Below are 18,641 nucleotides of genomic sequence, written 5' to 3' on the forward strand. Positions count from 1 at the left end.
TCCGATGCAGATACTCGCTGCTCAGTCCGCGGTTAACATGACGGTTCTCCACGGCACCCTCTTCTTGGCTCTGCCCATCGCGGTGCTAGCAGGAATGGCGTCCTTCTTCTCACCGTGCGTCCTGCCTCTGGTGCCGGGATACCTCGCTTATGTCACAGGTGTCACTGGTACCGACTTGGTCACCGCCCGCCGAGGCAGAATGGCGGCAGGGGCCTCCCTGTTCGTACTCGGCTTTACGGTCGTATTCGTCTCTGGTGGTGCACTCTTCGGCTACTTCGGCTCCACTCTCCAGGAGCATCGGGGCGTACTTTCGAAGATTCTTGGTGCGCTGATGATCCTGCTTGGCGCGTTTTTCATGGGAGTGCTGCCATGGATAACACAACGCGAGTTCCGCGTTCACAAACGTCCTGTCTCCGGGCTCTTGGGCGCTCCGCTACTCGGCGCACTGTTCGGTGTCGGCTGGACTCCCTGCCTTGGCCCTACTCTCTCTGCCGTAACAATACTGGCCGCCAACGAGGGCAGCGCAGTGCGCGGAGCGCTGCTGACCTTTGTCTATTGTCTGGGGCTTGGGCTGCCGTTTGTTCTGACCGCGGTCGCCTTCCGGAAAGCACTCGGTGCGTTTGCTTGGATCAAGAAGAGATACGCATGGGTGATGCGGATCGGCGGCGCCATGATGATCACGACCGGGTTGCTGCTGCTTACCGGGGCCTGGGACCGTCTGATTCAGATGATGCAGACCTGGTCTAACGGCTTCACAGTGGGAATCTAAGCATCCGTAGTAGCTGCCAACGGCAATCTGGGGGCGGAGAAAGTCCAACAGTTCGGATGCGGACTTACCCAGGCTAACTCGCTCGTCGGGCATCACGTTGCCAGCGACTACAACCTGACTCATCATTCTCAATAGCGTCGGGCTTCGGAGCCCGAACCGAACGATCACCTGCGGCAGCATTCTGGCCGTTTTTGGCCAGAACCCCCTGAGGCACCCAACTGTAGTGGAGTAGGTCCCGCCCACAAAGGCGGCCTGCGGCGCCCACTTAGCACGCCAAGACAAAGAGCATTCGCCAAGGAGGTGCGGTCCACGCACTACCTCCCGCTGCTCATGGCCTCGGGATGGCCGCCGTGCGAGTGCTACCGGTGCAGCCCGACGCGCGAGCGTGAGCTCACTGAAGTCGTCCGGCTCGTCAACGAACGGTCGCGCAACCACCTGTCGTCAAGCTGAGTCGCCGAGCAGGCGACTCAGGTGGGTGTGGGTTTCGGGGAGGAGGTCCTGGAGCGGGGGGTGGCGTCGTACCAGCGTTTCTCGTACTCCCCGCACAGCCAGCCGTCCCAGCCGTGGCGGGAGAGGAGTTCCACCTCGGGGGCTGCCGTCATCGGTGAACCCCACCGTCTCGCCCAGGCCCAGCGGCAGGGCGGCCGAGTCGCTTCCTGTGCAGCCCGACAGCGGCGTGACAGTTGCGTCAACAAGGGGCTGAAATAAGGGGACTTAAACTAGACTTTCGCTATGGACGGGGTCAACCTCGCACTCGCGGTCGTCGGCGTGGTCGTGGCTGTGGTGTCCGCATACTTCGCCTACCTTCCCGTACGGGATGTGCTCTGGCGTCGGCGCCGCACCGCTCTCGCTCCCGCTTCCGATCCCGGCCCGCAACCGCCGGAGGGGCAGGAGCCGTGCGACGTGTTCGTGTCGTACGCCGACCAGGAAGCCGATGCGGCACGAAGGCTGGCCGGTCCACTGCGAGAGGCGGGGCTCTCGGTGTTCCTCGTGCGCTGGGTCGAACCGGGGCTGACGCCGTTGCTGGAGGCTGAACGCGCCCTCGGCAACGCGACGTTGGGAGTACTGCTGCTCGGTCGGACGACCATGGCCGACCTGAAGATCAGGGACGAGTACGCGGCACTGCTCGCCCGCGCCCACGATGGTGGTCTGCGGCTCGTCCCGGCGCTCGTCGCCCGTGACGTCGAGCTTCCGCCCTTTGCGGCCGTACGACAGCCCGTGGACCTGAGCGGACCGGGCGGTGCGGGCTACGACGCGGCGGTCGCGCAACTGGTGCGCATCGCTGTGCGGGAGCGGCGCAGGGCCGGCACCTGACACCCCGCACCGGGGGCCTGTGGCACAGCAGGACACACACCCTGACCACTCCCTGACCACTGTTCTTGACCGGAAACGTGCCAATTGCGGTCTTGTGGGGCGGAGGTAAGGGCTCCGCCCTTACCCTGGGCGCTCCCGCCGCATCCGGGTGCCTGCCACATGCCAAGGAGGTGTGGGCGGTTGAACGACGTATTCCTTTCCTACGCCCCTGAAGACGCCGCGTGGACGGAACAGCTGGCTCGTCAGCTCGAAGGACACGGCCTGCTGCCCTTCATCGCCGAATGGTGCGTCGAGCCCGGAGACGTGGTGAACCTCCGGCTGGAGGACGAGCTGCGGCGCACCGCCAACGGGATAGCCGTGATCAGCCCGGCCGCTCTGCGCTCGGGCTCGGCCATGGAGCAGTACGCGGTGCTCGCCACCGAGTCGGCGGAGCGCGGGCTGCGGCTCATCCCGGTGCTGCTCGGAGAGGTGAACCCGCCCCCGTTCGCTCGACAGCGGGTCTGGCGGGACTTCACCGGAGCCGTCGGCGGCGACTTCGCGGACAAGGCCGCCGAACTGGCGGCGGTGGTCGCAGGCCGCCCCGCACCTGAAGCGGGCAGGCCCACCCCTGAGAACCTCGCCGCCGCACATCCCTCGCCGCCCCGGCCGGTCACCCCGCCCGCGCACCCCGCTTTCGTCGTCTGCTACGCCCCCGCCGACGCCGCCTACGGCCTTCGGCTCGCCGGACAGCTGCGTGCGGCTGGGCTGCCCGTCTGGTCCACCGGTGATCTGCGGCCCGGGGACGCCCATTTCTGGATGATCCGGCAGCAGTTGCGGCATGCGGTCGCAGTCGTCGTGGTGATGACACCGGCGTCGCAGGACTCCGACGACATCACCCGCATGATCCTGGAGGGCCAGGTGCACGGGCGGCCGTTCGTGCCTGTTCTGCTCGACGGCCCGGTCAACTACCACCTGGCCACGGTCTGGCACGTGGACGCCCGCGACGGTGCGCTGCTCGACGGGTCCGGTCTCGACCTGCTGCGCACACTGCAAGACGACGTGACCCAGGGCCGCCCGCTCCGGCTCCCCGAGCCGATCCGCCCCGCCACGGCCGGTTCGGCGCCCGGGAGGGTACGGCTGACGGTCCCGGCCGGGCTGGAGCGGCTGCGTGCCCATCTCACCGAGGGCGAGTACGAGCACGCCGACCTGCTCACCACCAGGCTCGTCATGGAGGCCGCGGGTCGCCTCGCCGAAGGCTGGTTGAGCGACCGGCACGCACGCGCCGTACCGCAAGAACTGCTGACCGGCATCGACTCGTTGTGGTCCAGGAGTTCCCATGGCCGCCAGGGCTTCACCCGACAGCGGGAGCTGGCCCGAGCCCCCGCCGACCGGGAAAGGCGGGGACAGCAGGGACGGCGGGGACAGCGAGGACACCGCTTCCCGGAACTCGGTGCCGCTCTCGGCTGGCGCGAAACCGCCGAGGCGTCTGTGCCCCGGAACTATGTCGACTTCGTACAGCGGGCGGGACCCGCCGTACGGCCCGGGTTCTTCCCCACACTGCGTGACCCGAGCCATGAGAACAGCCCGGACTGGTACGACCGCTGGAGCTCGACCGTGCACGCGGTGCACGCGCGGCTGAGTGAAGGGAAGGCAGAAGCCGAATGACGATCGTGTTCCTCTTCTTCGTGGTGCTGTTGGGAGCGGCCGGGTGGGCGGGCTGGGAAGCGCGTGTCGTGGTGCCGGCCCAGCACATCGGCATCGTCACCCGCCGCTACGTCAGAGCCCACCCCGACCTGGCGTTCCGCGACATCAATCCGGCCAACGCGCGCGGGGTGCTGGCCCGCACCCTGCTCCCCGGCAGCGTCCACTGGCTCGTTCCGCGGATGGACTCCGTGGAATTCGTGCCCAGGGTGCAGATCCCGGCGGGCATGATCGGCGTGGTGACGGCCGAGGCGGGGCGCACCCGGACCGACGGACGCACCCTCGCGTGGCACGTCGAGTGCGACAACTTCCAGGACGGTCAGACGTTCCTGCTGGGTGGTGGAGAGCAGGGCGTGCAGCCGGCCACGCTCCCCGGCGGACAGTCGTACTACATCAACACCCGTCTGTTCAGCGTGGAGACGGTGCCTCGCGTCTCCGTACCACCAGGCACGGTCGGCCTGGTCCAGGCGAAGCACGGTGCGGTGCGCCCGCTGCACCGGCGGTTCGGGCGGCACGTCGAGTGCAACAGCTTCCAGGACGGCCAGGCGTTCCTCGCCGCCGGCGGCGAACAGGGCAGGCAGTTGGCGGTCCTGGGCGGCGGAGGGTACTACGACATCAACCCCGAGTTGTTCGATGTCATCACCGTCGACAACGTGGCGTCGTCCCGTGACGGGCTGACGGAGGAGCACCTCCGCGAGATATCGATCGAGGAGGGCTACACCGGTGTGGTCATCACCCTGGACGGTGCCGAACCGCGCCGGGATGCCAAGGACACGGTGGCACCGCGGGTGGAAGGGCACCGCAGCTTCCGGCTGCCCTGGGTGTTCCTCGAGAGCGGCGGGCAGCGCGGCGTCCAGGAGGAGACACTGGGCGAGGGGACCTCGTACGCGTTGAACCCCTGGTTCGTACGGGTCATCCTGATCCCCACCCGGGTGCTGATCCTGAAGTGGCACAACAAACAGGAGTCCGAGACCGACAACTACGACGCCGATCTCGGGCAGATCACCGTCAACGTCCAGGGCTTCGACATGGACGTGGCGCTCTCCCAGAACCTGCGGATCCCGCCCGAGGTCGCGCCCAGGCTGGTCGGCCAGTTCGGCGGCGCCCCCACCTCCGGCCTGGGCGGCCTGGTCCGGGACCCGGCCCCCGTGCGGCGCTTCGTCCGGGACGTGCTCGGCACCACCGTCGCCGGGTACTTCGCCGAGATCGCCGTGACCACCTCCGTGCTGGAATTCCTCGGCAAGTATCAGGACATCCGCAAGGAGCTCACGGACAAGGTCACGCACGCGCTGGTCGAGGAGTGGGGTGTGACGATGCTCGGCACCAGACTGGGCCGCTTCATCCCCAGGGACCCGTCCCTGCTGGCTGAACTCCAGGTGCAGTTCACCGACGAGATGCGCGACGCCCGGCTGGAGGCCGGTGTCGGACACGCCCGGCAGCAGGCGAGGATCGACGCCATCGGGGCGGAGGCGAAGGTCCGCGAGGTCGGCCGGGCACTGGAGGCCGAGGTGAAGCTTCTCGGCCCGGAGAACGTCGCCCTGGTCCGCATCCTCCGCGAGTTCGGCAATTTCGACGTCCCGCAGTACATAGGTGGCGGCGGTGACATCTCGGCCTACGTACAGGCGCTCCCGATCAGCGTGATGCAGGACCTCCTGACCCGGCTACGCGAACTCCACACGGACTCCCGGCTCACCCCACCCCCAGAGCGACAGGAATTGACCAAGGACCCCCACCCCGCGATCGAGGCCGACCCGGACGACACACGGGAATGACGGCGACCCCGGCGAGCGGGCCCTGCGCACCCTGTCCGACCGATTGTGACGTATGCATCGATTCCGTAACCGAGTTGTGCGAGACCGCCGACAAGACGCGTCCCGCCGACCACAATGTGAGCGTGTCCCCTTCACGTGACCTCGAACTCGAGGACGGCACACCCGTCCGGTTCTTGCTCGCACCCGTCAACGGCACGGCGCCCGCCGTACCCGCCGACGACCTCCCCGAGGGCATGGGAAGGGCGGCGCCCGTGGCGGCCGGCGGGCGGGCGGTCGCCGACTTCGCCTCCGGGGCCCTGCGCGGCGCGCTCAGACCGCTCGGCCCGCTGCTCCAAGAGCTCCACTCCGCAGCCACGTCCCTGCCCGAGCCGCCGACCGAGCTGAGCGTGACCTTCGGCGTCCAGGTGGGCCAGGACCTCAAGCTCGGGATCGTCGGCGGCACCGCCCAGGCACACCTCACCGTCACCGCCCATTGGAATCCGACTCCGCAGACCGGTGCGACGCCCGGCGCGGAGTGACGCGTGGGATGGTTCGGAACCGCGGGGGACGGCGCGGGCGATGTGTTCCCGCACGTCGTGTCCATCCGCGGGATCGTGGACGACAAGGCCGTGGGCGCGGGATTTGTCCTCGGCGGCGAGACGGTGCTGACCTGCGCCCACGTCGTCAACGCCGCTCTGGGCCGGGCCATGCTCGACCCGCGAGCGCCGGGACTGGCCGAGATCGTCGTCGAGGTGCACGGTCGCGAGGCCTCCTCGCAGAGGTATTTCGCACGCGTCGCCCACTGGATCCCGCCGCGCGCCCGTGACGGCGGACCGGTGCGGCCGACGGACGACGAATGGCTCGGTGACCTGGCCGTGCTGCGGGTGGACGGGCCCGCCGGCGGTCTGCCCGCCGGCCCTCGCCGGGCGGCCATGACGGTCGGCCAGGAGGTGGAGGCATGTCACGGCTCAGGCGTCGAGGCCACCTTCGCGGTCCTCACCGTGCGGCGGCTCAACGACTCCTGGGCGTATCTGGACGGCGCGCCCACCGGAATGGCGATCGGACCCGGCTACAGCGGCAGCCCGTTGTGGTGCGAGACGGAGAAGGCCGTGGTCGGTCTGGTGATCGCCCACTTCATGCCGCCCGTGGACCGTGCCACGGGTGAACCGCGCCCGTTCAGCACCCAGGACCTCGCACGGCGCAGCTGGGCCGCGCCCTGGCAGCGTGTGGAGGCCGAGTTGCGCCCGCTCGGCGTGCTGGACAGTGTGACGCCGGAACCGCCCGACCCGGACGATCACGCCTTTCTGCTGCTGGTGCAGGCCGTAGAGGACATCTTCCCTTCCGCGAGCGGCCGGGTGGAAGGCGCCAAGCGGCTGGCCCGGGCCTGCGAAGTCCCGCACGGCAGCGAAGTCACCCCGCCCACCCCCGAGGAGTTCGCGGCGTTCCTGCTGACGCATCCGCGGGCGCTGGCGGCCCTGGCGGGCAACCTGCGGCGCGATGCTCCGCGGGATGCCGACCGCGTCCTGGCGGCGGGCGCCCTGTCCCGGACACCCTTGCTGCTGTCTCCTCGGGAGTACGTCGCCCTGCGCAAGCACCTGCGGGCGATGGAGCCGGAGGTGCTTGCGCGGATCCCCGAGGCGGTGCGTGCCGCACTGCCTCACCTGGCGGCATCGCCCGGCGCGGACACGGTGGAGGCCCTCCTCAACCACCTGGAGGCACTGCCGGGTGACGGCCGCGCGGGGGAGGGAGAGCCCCGGGTGCCCGCACTCCTACGGGCGATGGAGTACATCGGCGCGCTGTGCGCGAGCGCCTTACGGCCCCAGCTGCGGCTGTGGGCCGACGGGGTGGCACAGCGGCTGGGCATCCCCCGGGCGGCCATCGGCGAACGCCGTTCCGACGCCCAGGACTGGGCGCGCTCGTTGAGCGCCCGTACCGCGCGCGTACGCGTCCTGGTCCAGGTGGCACGTGCCGGACGGGGCCGGCACCAGCTGAGGATCTGGTGCGACGAAGGCGCGGGGCCACGGCAGGTCTCGACGGACAGCGTCACGTCGCACTCGGCGTCGGAGGCCGCGCGCGAAGTGCTGCGCGTGCTCGACTCCCTCACACCACCCGCCGAGGACGAGCGGCCGCCCCTGGTCGAAGTGCTGGTGGACCGGGGCGGTCTCAACCTGCCGGTCGACGAGTGGACGGCACGGGACCCGGAGGCGCTCGTGCCCGGAGTCCTCGGCGTGGAGTTCCCGTTGGTGGTGCACTGTCCGGAACTCCTGCGCCGGCACGGGCGGTTCCTGGCCCACTGGCGCAGCCGGTGGAGCCGGCTCGACTCGGGCAAGACCCTCGTGGTCTCCGCGTCCATGGACCGCGACGCGATCTACTCCCGGCTGGTCAACCAACTCGACACCGTACGCGTCTGCGTGGATGTGCCCCCCGGACCGCGGGACGGCATCGTGCAGACCTGCCTCGCCCTGGGCATACCCGTGGTGGTGTGGGACCGCGGTCGCGACGGCACCTCGCACACCGTCCGGTACACCGCGCAGATCGCCACGCCGGAACTGCCCGACGGCGTACGGGACTACCGCGCCAACGCCAAGGCCAACCCGCCCGACTTCCCCGGCCGCCCGGTCCTCGCCTGGGCGGACGCCGACCGCACCGTACCCCGCCTGCACCTGACCGAACCTCAGGAGAGCGCATGACATCCGCTGCCGATGCCGATTGGCGCCTGTTCCGCGGCGACGGCGTCCCCCGGTCCGTCACGCTGCCCTCGGCCCCGCCATGGCGCCGCTTCACGCCCGCACGGTCGATGCGCCCGGAACTGCCGTACGTGATCGCGCCGCAGCACGCCGACATCGTCAACGCGGCACTGCATCTGCGCCGTCCGCTGCTCGTCACCGGGTCGGCCGGGACGGGGAAGTCCTCACTCGCCCGGGCCGTCGCCCACGAACTGCGTCTGGGCGAGCTGTTGCGCTGGCCCGTCAACAGCCGCTCGACCGTGAAGGACGCCCTCTACCAGTACGACGCGATCGGCCGGCTGCGCGAGACGACGCTCAGCCGCGACCGAGGTGAGCGCGAACCGTCCATCGGCACGTTCGTCCGGCTCGGCCCGCTCGGCACCGCGCTGGTCCCCTCGGTCACCCCACGCTGTCTGCTCATCGACGAGATGGACAAAGGCGACGTCGACCTGCCGAACGATCTGCTCACGGTCTTCGAGGAGGGCTTCTTCGACATCCCGGAACTCTCCCGGCTGCCGGAGGACATGTCCGACGTGGAGGTGCAGACCTACGACCACCGCGGCACCGTCCCCGTCCACCAAGGTCTCGTGCAGTGCGCCGAGTTCCCGGTCGTCGTCATCACCAGCAACGGCGAGCGCGACTTTCCGCCCGCCTTCCTGCGCCGATGCCTCAGGCTCGACCTGCCGCTGCCCGACGAGCAGCGGCTGCGCACCATCGTCGCCGCACACCTCGGCGAGGCGGCGATGCGGGAGGCCGACGACATCATCGAAGTCTTTCTCCGCCGCCGCGCCCTGGGCGAGCTGGCCACCGACCAGTTGCTCAACGCCGTGTTCCTGCGCACCGGCGGCGTCGAACTCGACGCGGAGGGGCTGCTGGACGCCGTCCTGCACCAGCTCACCGGGGCGATGTGACGATGCCGGCCGGCGGGGAACAGCTGTCCGAGGTGCTACGGACCCTCACAGGCTGTGGGCTGGACCTGGACGCCGACCAGATCCTCGACGTGCTGTGGCTCGCCCGCCGCCTTCCCACCGGCGTCGACGCCCCGCTGCACCGGCAGGCGCCCGCCCGGCCGCAGCAGCCCCCGTCACCCGACGACCCCGGACCGCAGGACCGTACCGTCCCGCCCCAGCCCACGCCGGAGCCCGGAGACCCCGAGCTGCCGGACCTCACCAGCCCCAGCCTGTACTCGTCGGCCCGCCAGACGCCGACGCACGAGCCACGGCCCGCGTCCGCCGGACGGGAACCCCGCCGGGCCCTGCCGGTGCGGGTCCCCGAGGAGAAGGCTCTCGCCGACGAGCTGGAACTCGGCCGGTCCCTGCGCCCGTTGCGCCGCCGCCACGACAGCCGGCACCGCACGGAGATCGACGAGGACCGCACCGCCTCGGCACTCGCCGAGACACACCTGCCCGATGTCGTGGAACGGCCGGTACGAGAACGCTGGCTGGACCTCACCCTGCTCGTCGACGACGGACTGTCCATGCTGCTGTGGCACCGGCTCGGCACCGAACTGCGCGCCCTGCTGGAGCGCCTCGGCGCCTTCGCCGTCACCCGGGTACTCGGCCTCGACACCCGCAGCGCCGGCCGGCCGCGGCTGCACGCCCGGCCGTTCCGCCCCGGCAGCACCGAGTTGCCACTGACCACCGTCAACGACCCCTCCGGACGCACCCTGTTGCTGGTCGTCAGCGACGGCATGGGCCCTGCCTGGCGGTCCGGCGCGATGCACCGGCTGCTCGCCGAGCGAGCGGGCCGAGGCCCGGCCGCGGTCCTGCACACCCTGCCACCGGACATGTGGGAGGCGTCCGGGATCTCGGCCGCACACTGGCAGGCCACCACCCGGCGCATCGGCGGCGCCAACACCTCCTGGAAGATCACCGACCCCGTGCTGCCCGCCGAACTCAGCACCTTCGACGACATCCCGATCCCCGTTCTCGAACCCACGGCGGACTCACTGCGCGCGTGGGCCCGGCTGCTCGCCTCACCCGGCATCACCGTGGAACTCCCGCTGCTGGCCCGCCCCGACCGGTACTCCACCGTCGCTGCCGCGCGGGACCTGAGCAGCGCCCAGCACTTCCGCGACGCGGCCACCCCCGAGGCGTACCGCCTCGCCGCCCATCTCGCGGCGGTCGCCCCGCTCTCGGTACCCGTGATGCGGCTGGTGCAGACGGCGGTGCCCTGGCCGGCCACCACCTCGCACCTCGCCGAAGTGTTCCTCGGCGGCCTCGTCCAGCCCCATCCCGCCCCCGTGTCCGGCCCGCTGCCGGCCAAACACCGGGTCTTCGACTTCTCGGACGCCTCCAAGACGGTCCTCCTCGACGCCGTCCCGCAGGCGGAACTCCTGCGCACCGGTCGCCGGATCGCGCGCCGCCTGGAGGTACTCGCAGGCAACTCGCCCGACTTCCCGGCGTGGCTGATCCACCCGGACGGCTCCGACACCCTGTCCGCCTCGCAGCTGCCGTTCAGCAGCATCGAGCGCCGGCTCCTCAGCCGGTTCGGTGTGTCCGTCGGCGACACACGCCGTGCCCCGGGGCCCGCCCCGCTACCGCCCGACACCGGAACGGACGACTGGGAACCGCTCACCGACGAGGACCCGCGCAGCGTCGGGGGCTACGAACTGCGCGGCCGCCGGCGCGGACGCCGCACGGTCGTCTACCGGGGCGTGGACACCGAAGGCAGGGAGGCCGTGCTGCGTCTGCCGCGCGCCGACCTGCCCGCCGTCAACGCCGGACTGATCGCGGTGGAGGCCGAGGCGCTGTCCCGTCTCCAGGGCCAGTACGCGCCCCTGCTGCTCGGCGCCGGGCTCCAGGACTCCCCGCCCTGGCTCGCGATGACACCGATCGCGGACGCCGGGGTGCCCGACACGCAGCCGTCGCGGCTCGTGGAGATCTTCACCCGTGCCCTGACCGACGGCACCGCGCCCTTCGACATCCTGCAGGGCCTGCTGGTCTCCTGCTATCTCGCCAACGCGGTCGTCCTGTGCCACGTCAACGGCCTCGTGCCCGCGACGCTGGACGCCGACAGCGTGTACGTGCTGCGCCGCACCGTGGTCCTGGGCGACCTGTCGGACTGTGCCGTCGACGGCGTGTACCTGGGCTCGGGCCCGGCCCCCACCCGCGAGGACAACGTACGGGCCCTGGGGGAGCTGCTCCAGGTCATCAGCAGCAAGGCCGGCTGGGACATGCCGGGCCTCCCGGAGGGCATGCACCTGTGGCAGGGCGACACATGGGAGCAGCTACGGCGGCTGGTGCTGCGCTGCATCGACCCGGATCCGGAACGGCGGCCCGCGGCGAGCGAGGTCGCCGAGCTGCTCGCCCGGTACGTCGCCCGGACCCGTCTTCAACTGGGCGGCCCGCGGCTGCCGGCGGTCCAGGAGAGCCGGGCCGAGCCGGTGCCGCTCGCGCCGCCTCCCGCGGTCACCGGCGGAGCACCCCTCGTGCTGCGGCTTCCACGCTTCGGCGCCGCCCGCCGGGAGGCCGAGGCCCGGCTGGAGCGCCTGCGGGCCCCCATGCCGCACAGCAGGCGCCTGACCCTGGTCGGCGCCTACCACTACAGCGGCCGCGCCACGACCACGATGGTGCTGGGGTCCGTTCTCGCCGCGGTGCGCGGCGAACCGGTCCTGGCCCTCGACGGATCCGCCTCCGAGGGGGCGCTGGACGCCTTCCTGACCCACCGCAATCCTGCCGTCGTCAGAGATCTGGCGGCGCTGCCGCCCCCACCGTCGTACGAGAAGATCCGCGCCCTCACCAGCCGCCTGCCGTCCGGCCTGGAAGTCGTGGCCCACCGCGCCGGCCACTTCAGCCCCAACCCGGCCCACCAGCAGGAGTACGCCCATGTGCTGGCCCAGACGGCGCCCTACTACTCCTTCGTCCTCACCGACTGGTCACCCATGCGCCTGGACGGCTCGGCCGAGGTGGTCCTCGACCACACCGACCGGCTGATCCTGTGCTGCGGGACCGCGGACTGGTTCCTGGACGCGGCCGTCCGCACCCTCACCTACATCAGGGAGATGGGCCGGGAACGGCTGGCGGCCCGGGCGCTCGTCGTGGCCGCGGACATCGGTGGCGGCTCGGGGCGTGCACTGCCCGACGGGTTCGCCCGGCGTCTGCACGTCGGCCCCGAACAGGTGGTGCACGTGCCCTTCGACGCGACGCTGCAGTCCGCCGGCTGGGAACTGGACCGACTGCGTCCGGCCACCACAGAGGCGTTCCTCCGGCTGGCCGAGCTGGGGATGCGGAACGACTGACCCCGGGTCCGGTACGACTGACCACGGGTCCGGTACGGGCTTGGCCTGCCCGGACGCCGTCTGGTCGGGTTGCTCGCATCGTCGATACCGCGGTGGCCGTCGCCGACGGCACGTGCGCGGGCCGTACTCACCTGCCCTCCGTACTGCTGCGACTCCGCAGGCAGCAAGCCGTCCGGCTTCCCGCTGACGACCTGTCGTTCCTGCGGTCGGTCACCAGCAGCTGGAAAGCAACGGTGTCCCGCGCACGTTCGGTCCTGACCGCCTGACCGCCTGACCGCCTGACCGCCTGACCGCCTGGCCGCCGACGAACGGTAACCGCAACCGCGTCACGCCGAGTCGTTGAGCAGCCGGCTCAGGTGGGTGTGGGCCTCCGGGAGGAGGTCCTGGAGTGGGGGGATGCCGTCGTACCAGCGTTTCTCGTACTCCCAGCACAGCCAGCCGTCCCAGCCGTGGCGGGAGAGGAGTTCCACGCAGTCCGACAGCGGGAGGATGCCCTTGCCGAGCGGCAGCGGGGTCGTGTCGTCGGCGGAGGCGATGTCCTTGACCTGGACGTAGCCGAGGTGCGGGGCCAGCGCGGCGTAGCTCTCCGACGGTTCCTCGCCGCCCAGCCAGGTGTGCATCACGTCCCAGATCGCCCCGGCGCTGCCATGGCCGACCGGGCCGAGGACCCGGATCGCGGCGGCTCCGGTGCGATGTGAGTCATGGGTCTCCAGCAGGATCCGTACGCCTGCGTCGGCGGCGTACTCCGCAGCCGTGGCCAGGCGGCGGGCGGCGATGGCGTCCGCCTCGGCGGGGTCCTTCGAGTCTCCGCCCGGGAAGACCCGGACGAACGGCGCGTTCAGGTCCCTCGCCAGGTCGACCAGCGCGCGGACCTCGTCCAGGACGGGGCCGTCCTCGCCCGGGGCGGCGATCTTCGTATAGCCCGCCGCGCAGATGATCTCGATGCCGGCCGCCTCGAACGCCGCCGCCACCTCCGCGCGCTCGGCGGCGCCGGTGCCCGGATTCACCGGTTCCTCCGGATGGGCGCGGAGCTCCACGCCGTGGAAGCCGTTGGCCACCGCCAGCCGGATCACGTCCGGCATCGGCAGACCGGGGACACCGAGGGTGGAGAACGCCAGTCTCATGTCCTCTACTGTCACCCCGGTTCCCGTGCCGGTCCAGTCGCACGTCCGGCGCACGTCCGGCGCGGGTCCTGGCCCGCAGGATCCTTTGGAATTCGGGCTCCGACCGATCTACGCCTCAGGGCCGGCCGTGCTCGGCCCTCGGCGCCCCCACCGACCCCCGCACCATCAGCTCCCCCCGCACCGTCGCGATCCCCCCGGGCGGCGGTTCCTCGCGGCCCATCGCGATGCGGCCCGCCCTCGCCCCTGCCTCCGCCAGCGGCAGCCGTACCGTCGTCAGCGACGGCACCGCGTCCACGCTGAACGGCAGGTCGTCGAAGCCCGCGACGGACATGTCCTCCGGGACGCGCAGCCCCGACTCCCGCAGCGCGGCGCACGCGCCCAGTGCGACGGAGTCGTTCGCGGCCACCACCGCCGTCAGGGACGGGTCGCGGCGCAGGAGTTCCAGGGCGGCCTCGTAGCCGGAGCGGCGGTCGTAGCGGCCGTGGACGGTCCGGCGGGCGTCCTCCTCGATGCCGTGCGCCGCCAGCGCGGCCCGGTGGCCCTCCAGACGGTGCCGGGTGGTCGTACGTTCCTCCGGGCCCGCGATATAGCCGAGCCGCCGGTGGCCCAGGCCGATGAGATGCTCGGTGAGCTGCCGGGCGCCGCCGTGGTTGTCGAAGGCCAGCGCCACCGCGTCCGTCTCCGGCGCCGGAGGCCGCCCGCACAGCACCACCCGGGTCCCGGCCGCCGTCAGCTTGCGCAGCTTCGCCGCCACCGCCGACGCGTGCGGCTCGTCCTCCACGGCTCCGCCGGTCAGCACCACGGCGGCGGCGCGCTGCCGCTGGAGCAGGGTGAGGTAGGTCAGCTCGCGCTCCGGGGAGCCGCCGGTGTTGCAGACCACCGCCAGGCGTTCCCCGCCCGCCCGGCCGCCGGGGCCGCCGATCTCCGACTGGATGGCGCTCGCCATGATCCCGAAGAACGGGTCGGCGATGTCGTTGACCAGGATGCCGACCAGATCGGAGGTCGCTGCCGCCAGCGCGCTCGCCGGGCCGTTCAGGACGTAGTCCAGTTCGTCCACCGCCCGCAGCACCCGCTCACGGGTGGACGTGGCCACGGGGTAGTTGCCGTTCAGTACGCGCGACACCGTCGCGGGGGAGACCTGGGCGCGGGCCGCCACATCCGCCAGGGTCACCGTCATCTGCCGTCCTCCGGTCGCGCAGCCGTCCTCCGGTCGCGCATGTCGTCACGCTGTCGTCATGTACGTCATATACGTCATGCTGTCGTCAAGCTCCGCTGTGCCTCGGCGCACCGTGCCCGGCCTCGCCGTACGACGTCGTAGACAGGCCGTCCCGCGGTTCCGGTTCCGGGTGTGTCGCGGCACCTTCGAGCAGACTTTAGGCCGCGCCCCGCCTCCGTTCGTCCCCTCGAACAACTCGAAGCGGTCACGGTCTTGTCGCGACCGCCGCTCAGAGGCTAGCTTCTCATCAGATAGAAAGCGCTTGCTGTACCGCGACATTCCTTGATCCCGCTCGACCTCGCTCCCCCACCCGCTCGACTCCTGCCGCACCTTTGAAGGGAACGACGTGACGCGCAAGACGGTGCGTATCGCCATGAACGGCGTGACCGGCCGTATGGGCCACCGCCAGCACCTCGTCCGCTCGATTCTCGCCCTGCGCGAGCAGGGCGGCCTCGATCTCGGCGACGGCACCGTGCTGTGGCCGGAACCGGTCCTGGTCGGCCGCCGTGAGCACGCCCTGCGCGCGCTCGCCGAACGGCACGGCCTGGAGCACTGGTCGACCGATCTGGACGCGGTCCTCGCCGACCCGTCCGTCGACATCTACTTCGACGCCCAGGTCACCTCGGCCCGTGAGGCGGCGATCACCAAGGCGATCGAGGCGGGCAAGCACATCTACACCGAGAAGCCCACCGCCACCGGTCTCGACGGCGCCCTCGCGTTGGCCCGGCTCGCACACGCCAAGGGTGTGCGGCACGGCGTCGTCCAGGACAAGATCTTCCTGCCGGGCCTGCGCAAGCTGAAGCGCCTCGTCGACGGCGGCTTCTTCGGGCGGATCCTCTCCGTGCGTGGCGAGTTCGGCTACTGGGTCTTCGAGGGCGACTGGCAGGAGGCGCAGCGCCCGTCGTGGAACTACCGCGCCGAGGACGGCGGCGGCATCGTTGTCGACATGTTCCCGCACTGGGAGTACGTCCTGCACGAGCTGTTCGGCCGTGTCACCTCCGTCCAGGCCCTCACCGCCACCCACATCCCGCAGCGCTGGGACGAGAACGGCAAGCCCTACGACGCCACCGCCGACGACGCCGCCTACGGCATCTTCGAGCTGGAGAGCGGCGCCGTCGCACAGATCAACTCCTCCTGGGCCGTCCGTGTCCACCGCGACGAACTGGTCGAGTTCCAGGTCGACGGCACCGAGGGCTCCGCCGTCGCCGGACTGCGCACCTGCCGTGCCCAGCACCGCTCCGCCACGCCCAAGGCGGTCTGGGACCCGGACGTGCCGGCCGATCAGGTCTTCCGCGACCAGTGGCAGGAAGTGCCCGACAACACCGAGTTCGACAACGGCTTCAAGGCCCAGTGGGAGCTGTTCCTCAAGCACGTCCACGCCGGCACCCCCTACCACTGGGACCTGCTCGCCGGTGCCCGCGGTGTCCAACTCGCCGAGCTGGGGCTGAAGTCGGCGGACGAGGGACGCCGTATCGCCGTACCGGAGGTAGTGCTGTGACGGCCGCCGTCCTCTGGCTCCCCGGCCCCGGGGGCGAACTGCGCGCCTACGAGCCGCGCGCCGAACCCCTGACGGTCCGCCCCGGTACGGCCCTCACCTCCCGCACGGTCCTCTCGGCGGCGCATGTCGTCGCCGACCCGTTCGCCGACGGGTCGCCCGACTCGCCCGCCGCCGTCGACTGGGACGCCACCCTCGCCTTCCGCCGCCATCTGTGGTCCCACGGGCTCGGTGTCGCCGAGGCGATGGACACCGCCCAGCGGGGGATGGGGCTCGACTGGGCGGGTGCGGCGGAGCTGATCCGCCGATCCGCTGCCGAGGCGCGGGCGGTCGGCGGGCGTATCGCCTGCGGTGTCGGCACCGATCAGCTCACCGGCGGTACGGTCACGCAGACCACCGGCGGTACGACCACGCAGCTCACCGGCGGTACGGTCACGCAGGTCCGCGCCGCCTACGAGGAACAGCTCGCCCTCGTCGAGGAGTCGGGCGCCCAGGCCGTTCTCATGGCCTCCCGGGCGCTCGCCGCGGCGGCCAGGGGAGCCGACGACTACCTGGAGATCTACGGCCACCTCCTGCGCCAAGCCGCCGAGCCCGTGATCCTTCACTGGCTCGGCCCGATGTTCGACCCCGCCCTGACCGGCTACTGGGGCTCCGCCGACCTGGACACCGCCACCGAGACCTTCCTGGAGATCATCGCCGCCCACCCCGACAAGGTCGACGGCGTCAAGATCTCCCTCCTCGATGCCGGGCGCGAGATCGCACTGCGCCGCCGCCTCCCGCGGGGCGTGCGCTGCTACACCGGCGACGACTTCCACTACCCCGAGCTGATCGCGGGCGACGAACGGGGCTTCAGCCACGCCCTCCTCGGCATCTTCGACCCGCTCGGCCCGCTCGCCGCCGAGGCGGTACGGGTGCTCGACACCGGCGATGTCCAAGGCTTCCGGCAACTCCTCGATCCGACCGTCGAGTTGTCCCGGCATCTGTTCCAGACGCCGACCCGCTTCTACAAGACGGGCGTTGTCTTCCTCGCCTGGCTCGCCGGCCATCAGAGCCACTTCACCATGGTCGGCGGCCTCCAGTCGGCCCGTTCCCTCCCGCATCTCGCCCGCGCCTACGAACTCGCCGACCGGCTCGGCCTGTTCCCCGACCCGAAGCTCGCCGAGGACCGGATGAAGACCTTCCTCGCACTCCACGGGGTGACCCGGTGACCGACATCGACCTCTCGCGCTTCTCCGTCAATCAGATGACGGTCAAGCAGCTCTCCCTGCCCGAACTGGTCGACGCCTGCGGCCGGTTGGGCGTCCAGGGTGTCGGGCTGTGGCGCGAGCCAGTCCAGGCCTACGGCGTCGAGGCCGCGGCCGAGCTGGTGCGCGCCGCCGGGCTCACCGTGACCACCCTGTGCCGCGGCGGCTTCCTCACCGCCGCCGACCCGGAGGGCCGCGCCGCCGCCCTCGCCGACAACCGGCGGGCCGTGGACGAGGCCGCCGCGCTCGGCACCGACACCCTCGTCCTCGTCTGCGGCGGGCTGCCGCCCGGCTCCCGTGATCTGCGCGGCGCCCGCGAGCGCATCGCGGACGCGCTCGCCGAGCTCGGCCCCTACGCCGAGGCGCACGGGGTACGCCTCGCCATCGAGGCCCTGCACCCCATGTACGCCGCCGACCGCTGCGTGGTCTCCACCCTCGCCCAGGCCCTGGACCTGGCCGAACGGTTCCCCGCGCGGCAGGTCGGGGTGACCGTGGACACCTACCACATCTGGTGGGACGACACCGCGCCGCAGCAGATCGCGCGGGCGGGCGCGGGCGGCCGTATCCACGCCTTCCAGCTCGCCGACTGGACCACCCCGCTGCCCGAGGGCGTCCTCAACGGCCGCGGCCAGCTCGGCGACGGTTCGATCGACATGCGGGAGTGGACGGCGCACGTGGCAGCGGCCGGGTATACCGGGCCCATCGAGGTGGAGCTGTTCAACGAGGGGCTGTGGGGCCGGGACGGGCGGGAGGTGCTCGCGGAGACGATGGAGCGGTTCGTGCGCCATGTGGTCGGGTGACATAGCAACTCCTCCTCGGTTGGAAAAAAATCTTTGGAAGCCGTGCAACCCTCCGCCGCCGTGGCGTGTCGTACGTGGCATCAGAACCCTTGGAGGGGGATCCGGGGGGATCGCGGGGGTTCTGACATGGAGGGGGAAACCGAGGGGGCCTGGTCGACGGATCGGGCCCCCTCGAAGCTGTTCCGACCCGTTCCGACTGTCCCCGTTGTTCCGGTCGTTCCGGTCGTTCCGGTCGTTCCGAGTGGTCGGAACGCTCCGGTCGCTCCGGTCGTTCCGGCCGTT

The 18,641-nt window shown here is 71.2% G+C and carries 13 protein-coding genes and 1 pseudogene; 11 read left to right on the plus strand and 3 right to left on the minus strand.

All coding sequences use genetic code 11. The annotated features are described in order from the left end of the window. Nucleotides 1–4: 4 nt before the first annotated feature. Complete coding sequence (locus ACSYGN_RS25995; RefSeq protein WP_460399624.1) at nt 5–769, plus strand: cytochrome c biogenesis CcdA family protein; 765 nt, start codon at nt 5–7, stop codon at nt 767–769. A 441-nt stretch (nt 770–1,210) separates the two neighbouring features. Here the strand turns inward: ACSYGN_RS25995 and ACSYGN_RS26000 are convergent. Beyond that, nucleotides 1,211–1,353: pseudogene (locus tag ACSYGN_RS26000) on the minus strand (sugar phosphate isomerase/epimerase); the annotation flags it as partial. A 148-nt stretch (nt 1,354–1,501) separates the two neighbouring features. Between ACSYGN_RS26000 and ACSYGN_RS26005 the strand changes: the two are divergent. The 7 genes from ACSYGN_RS26005 (at nt 1,502) to ACSYGN_RS26035 (ending at nt 12,480) form a co-directional block, all read left to right on the plus strand. After that, on the plus strand, nt 1,502–2,083 hold the full coding sequence (locus tag ACSYGN_RS26005) for a toll/interleukin-1 receptor domain-containing protein (RefSeq protein WP_460399626.1): 582 nt from the start codon (nt 1,502–1,504) through the stop codon (nt 2,081–2,083). Nucleotides 2,084–2,263: 180 nt separating this feature from the next. Further along, nucleotides 2,264–3,727, plus strand: coding sequence for a TIR domain-containing protein (locus ACSYGN_RS26010; RefSeq protein WP_460399629.1), 1,464 nt, complete (start codon nt 2,264–2,266; stop codon nt 3,725–3,727). Further along, on the plus strand, nt 3,724–5,535 hold the full coding sequence (locus ACSYGN_RS26015; protein WP_460399631.1) for an SPFH domain-containing protein: 1,812 nt from the start codon (nt 3,724–3,726) through the stop codon (nt 5,533–5,535). The genes ACSYGN_RS26010 and ACSYGN_RS26015 overlap by 4 nt, the downstream gene beginning before the upstream one ends. 122 nt (nt 5,536–5,657) lie before the next feature. Next, complete coding sequence (locus tag ACSYGN_RS26020) at nt 5,658–6,053, plus strand: CU044_2847 family protein (protein ID WP_460399633.1); 396 nt, start codon at nt 5,658–5,660, stop codon at nt 6,051–6,053. A gap of 3 nt (nt 6,054–6,056) precedes the next feature. Then, on the plus strand, nt 6,057–8,204 hold the full coding sequence (locus ACSYGN_RS26025) for a VMAP-C domain-containing protein (protein WP_460399635.1): 2,148 nt from the start codon (nt 6,057–6,059) through the stop codon (nt 8,202–8,204). Further along, nucleotides 8,201–9,151, plus strand: coding sequence for an AAA family ATPase (locus tag ACSYGN_RS26030; RefSeq protein WP_460399637.1), 951 nt, complete (start codon nt 8,201–8,203; stop codon nt 9,149–9,151). The genes ACSYGN_RS26025 and ACSYGN_RS26030 overlap by 4 nt, the downstream gene beginning before the upstream one ends. Before the next feature lie 2 nt (nt 9,152–9,153). Continuing rightward, on the plus strand, nt 9,154–12,480 hold the full coding sequence (locus ACSYGN_RS26035) for an SAV_2336 N-terminal domain-related protein (RefSeq protein WP_460403747.1): 3,327 nt from the start codon (nt 9,154–9,156) through the stop codon (nt 12,478–12,480). A gap of 326 nt (nt 12,481–12,806) precedes the next feature. On the opposite strand, the gene ACSYGN_RS26040 is transcribed toward ACSYGN_RS26035, so the two are convergent. Continuing rightward, entirely contained in the window at nt 12,807–13,604 is a 798-nt protein-coding gene (locus ACSYGN_RS26040; RefSeq protein WP_460399639.1) for a sugar phosphate isomerase/epimerase family protein, read from the minus strand. A gap of 115 nt (nt 13,605–13,719) precedes the next feature. Further along, nucleotides 13,720–14,781, minus strand: coding sequence for a LacI family DNA-binding transcriptional regulator (locus ACSYGN_RS26045; RefSeq protein ID WP_460399641.1), 1,062 nt, complete (start codon nt 14,779–14,781; stop codon nt 13,720–13,722). A 385-nt stretch (nt 14,782–15,166) separates the two neighbouring features. Between ACSYGN_RS26045 and ACSYGN_RS26050 the strand changes: the two genes are divergently transcribed. The 3 genes from ACSYGN_RS26050 to ACSYGN_RS26060 are packed head-to-tail and all read left to right on the plus strand — an operon-like array spanning nt 15,167 to nt 18,359. Further along, nucleotides 15,167–16,318 (plus strand): Gfo/Idh/MocA family protein, encoded by a 1,152-nt coding sequence (locus ACSYGN_RS26050; RefSeq protein ID WP_460399643.1) that lies wholly within the window; start codon nt 15,167–15,169, stop codon nt 16,316–16,318. Next, nucleotides 16,315–17,523, plus strand: coding sequence for a dihydrodipicolinate synthase family protein (locus ACSYGN_RS26055; protein WP_460399645.1), 1,209 nt, complete (start codon nt 16,315–16,317; stop codon nt 17,521–17,523). Before ACSYGN_RS26050 ends, ACSYGN_RS26055 begins: the two co-directional genes overlap by 4 nt. A gap of 35 nt (nt 17,524–17,558) precedes the next feature. Continuing rightward, nucleotides 17,559–18,359 carry a sugar phosphate isomerase/epimerase family protein gene (locus ACSYGN_RS26060; protein ID WP_460403749.1) on the plus strand — a complete coding sequence of 267 codons (801 nt, stop codon included), beginning with the start codon at nt 17,559–17,561 and terminating at the stop codon, nt 18,357–18,359. Nucleotides 18,360–18,641 lie beyond the last annotated feature (282 nt).

Source organism: Streptomyces sp. YIM S03343 (genome assembly GCF_054729195.1).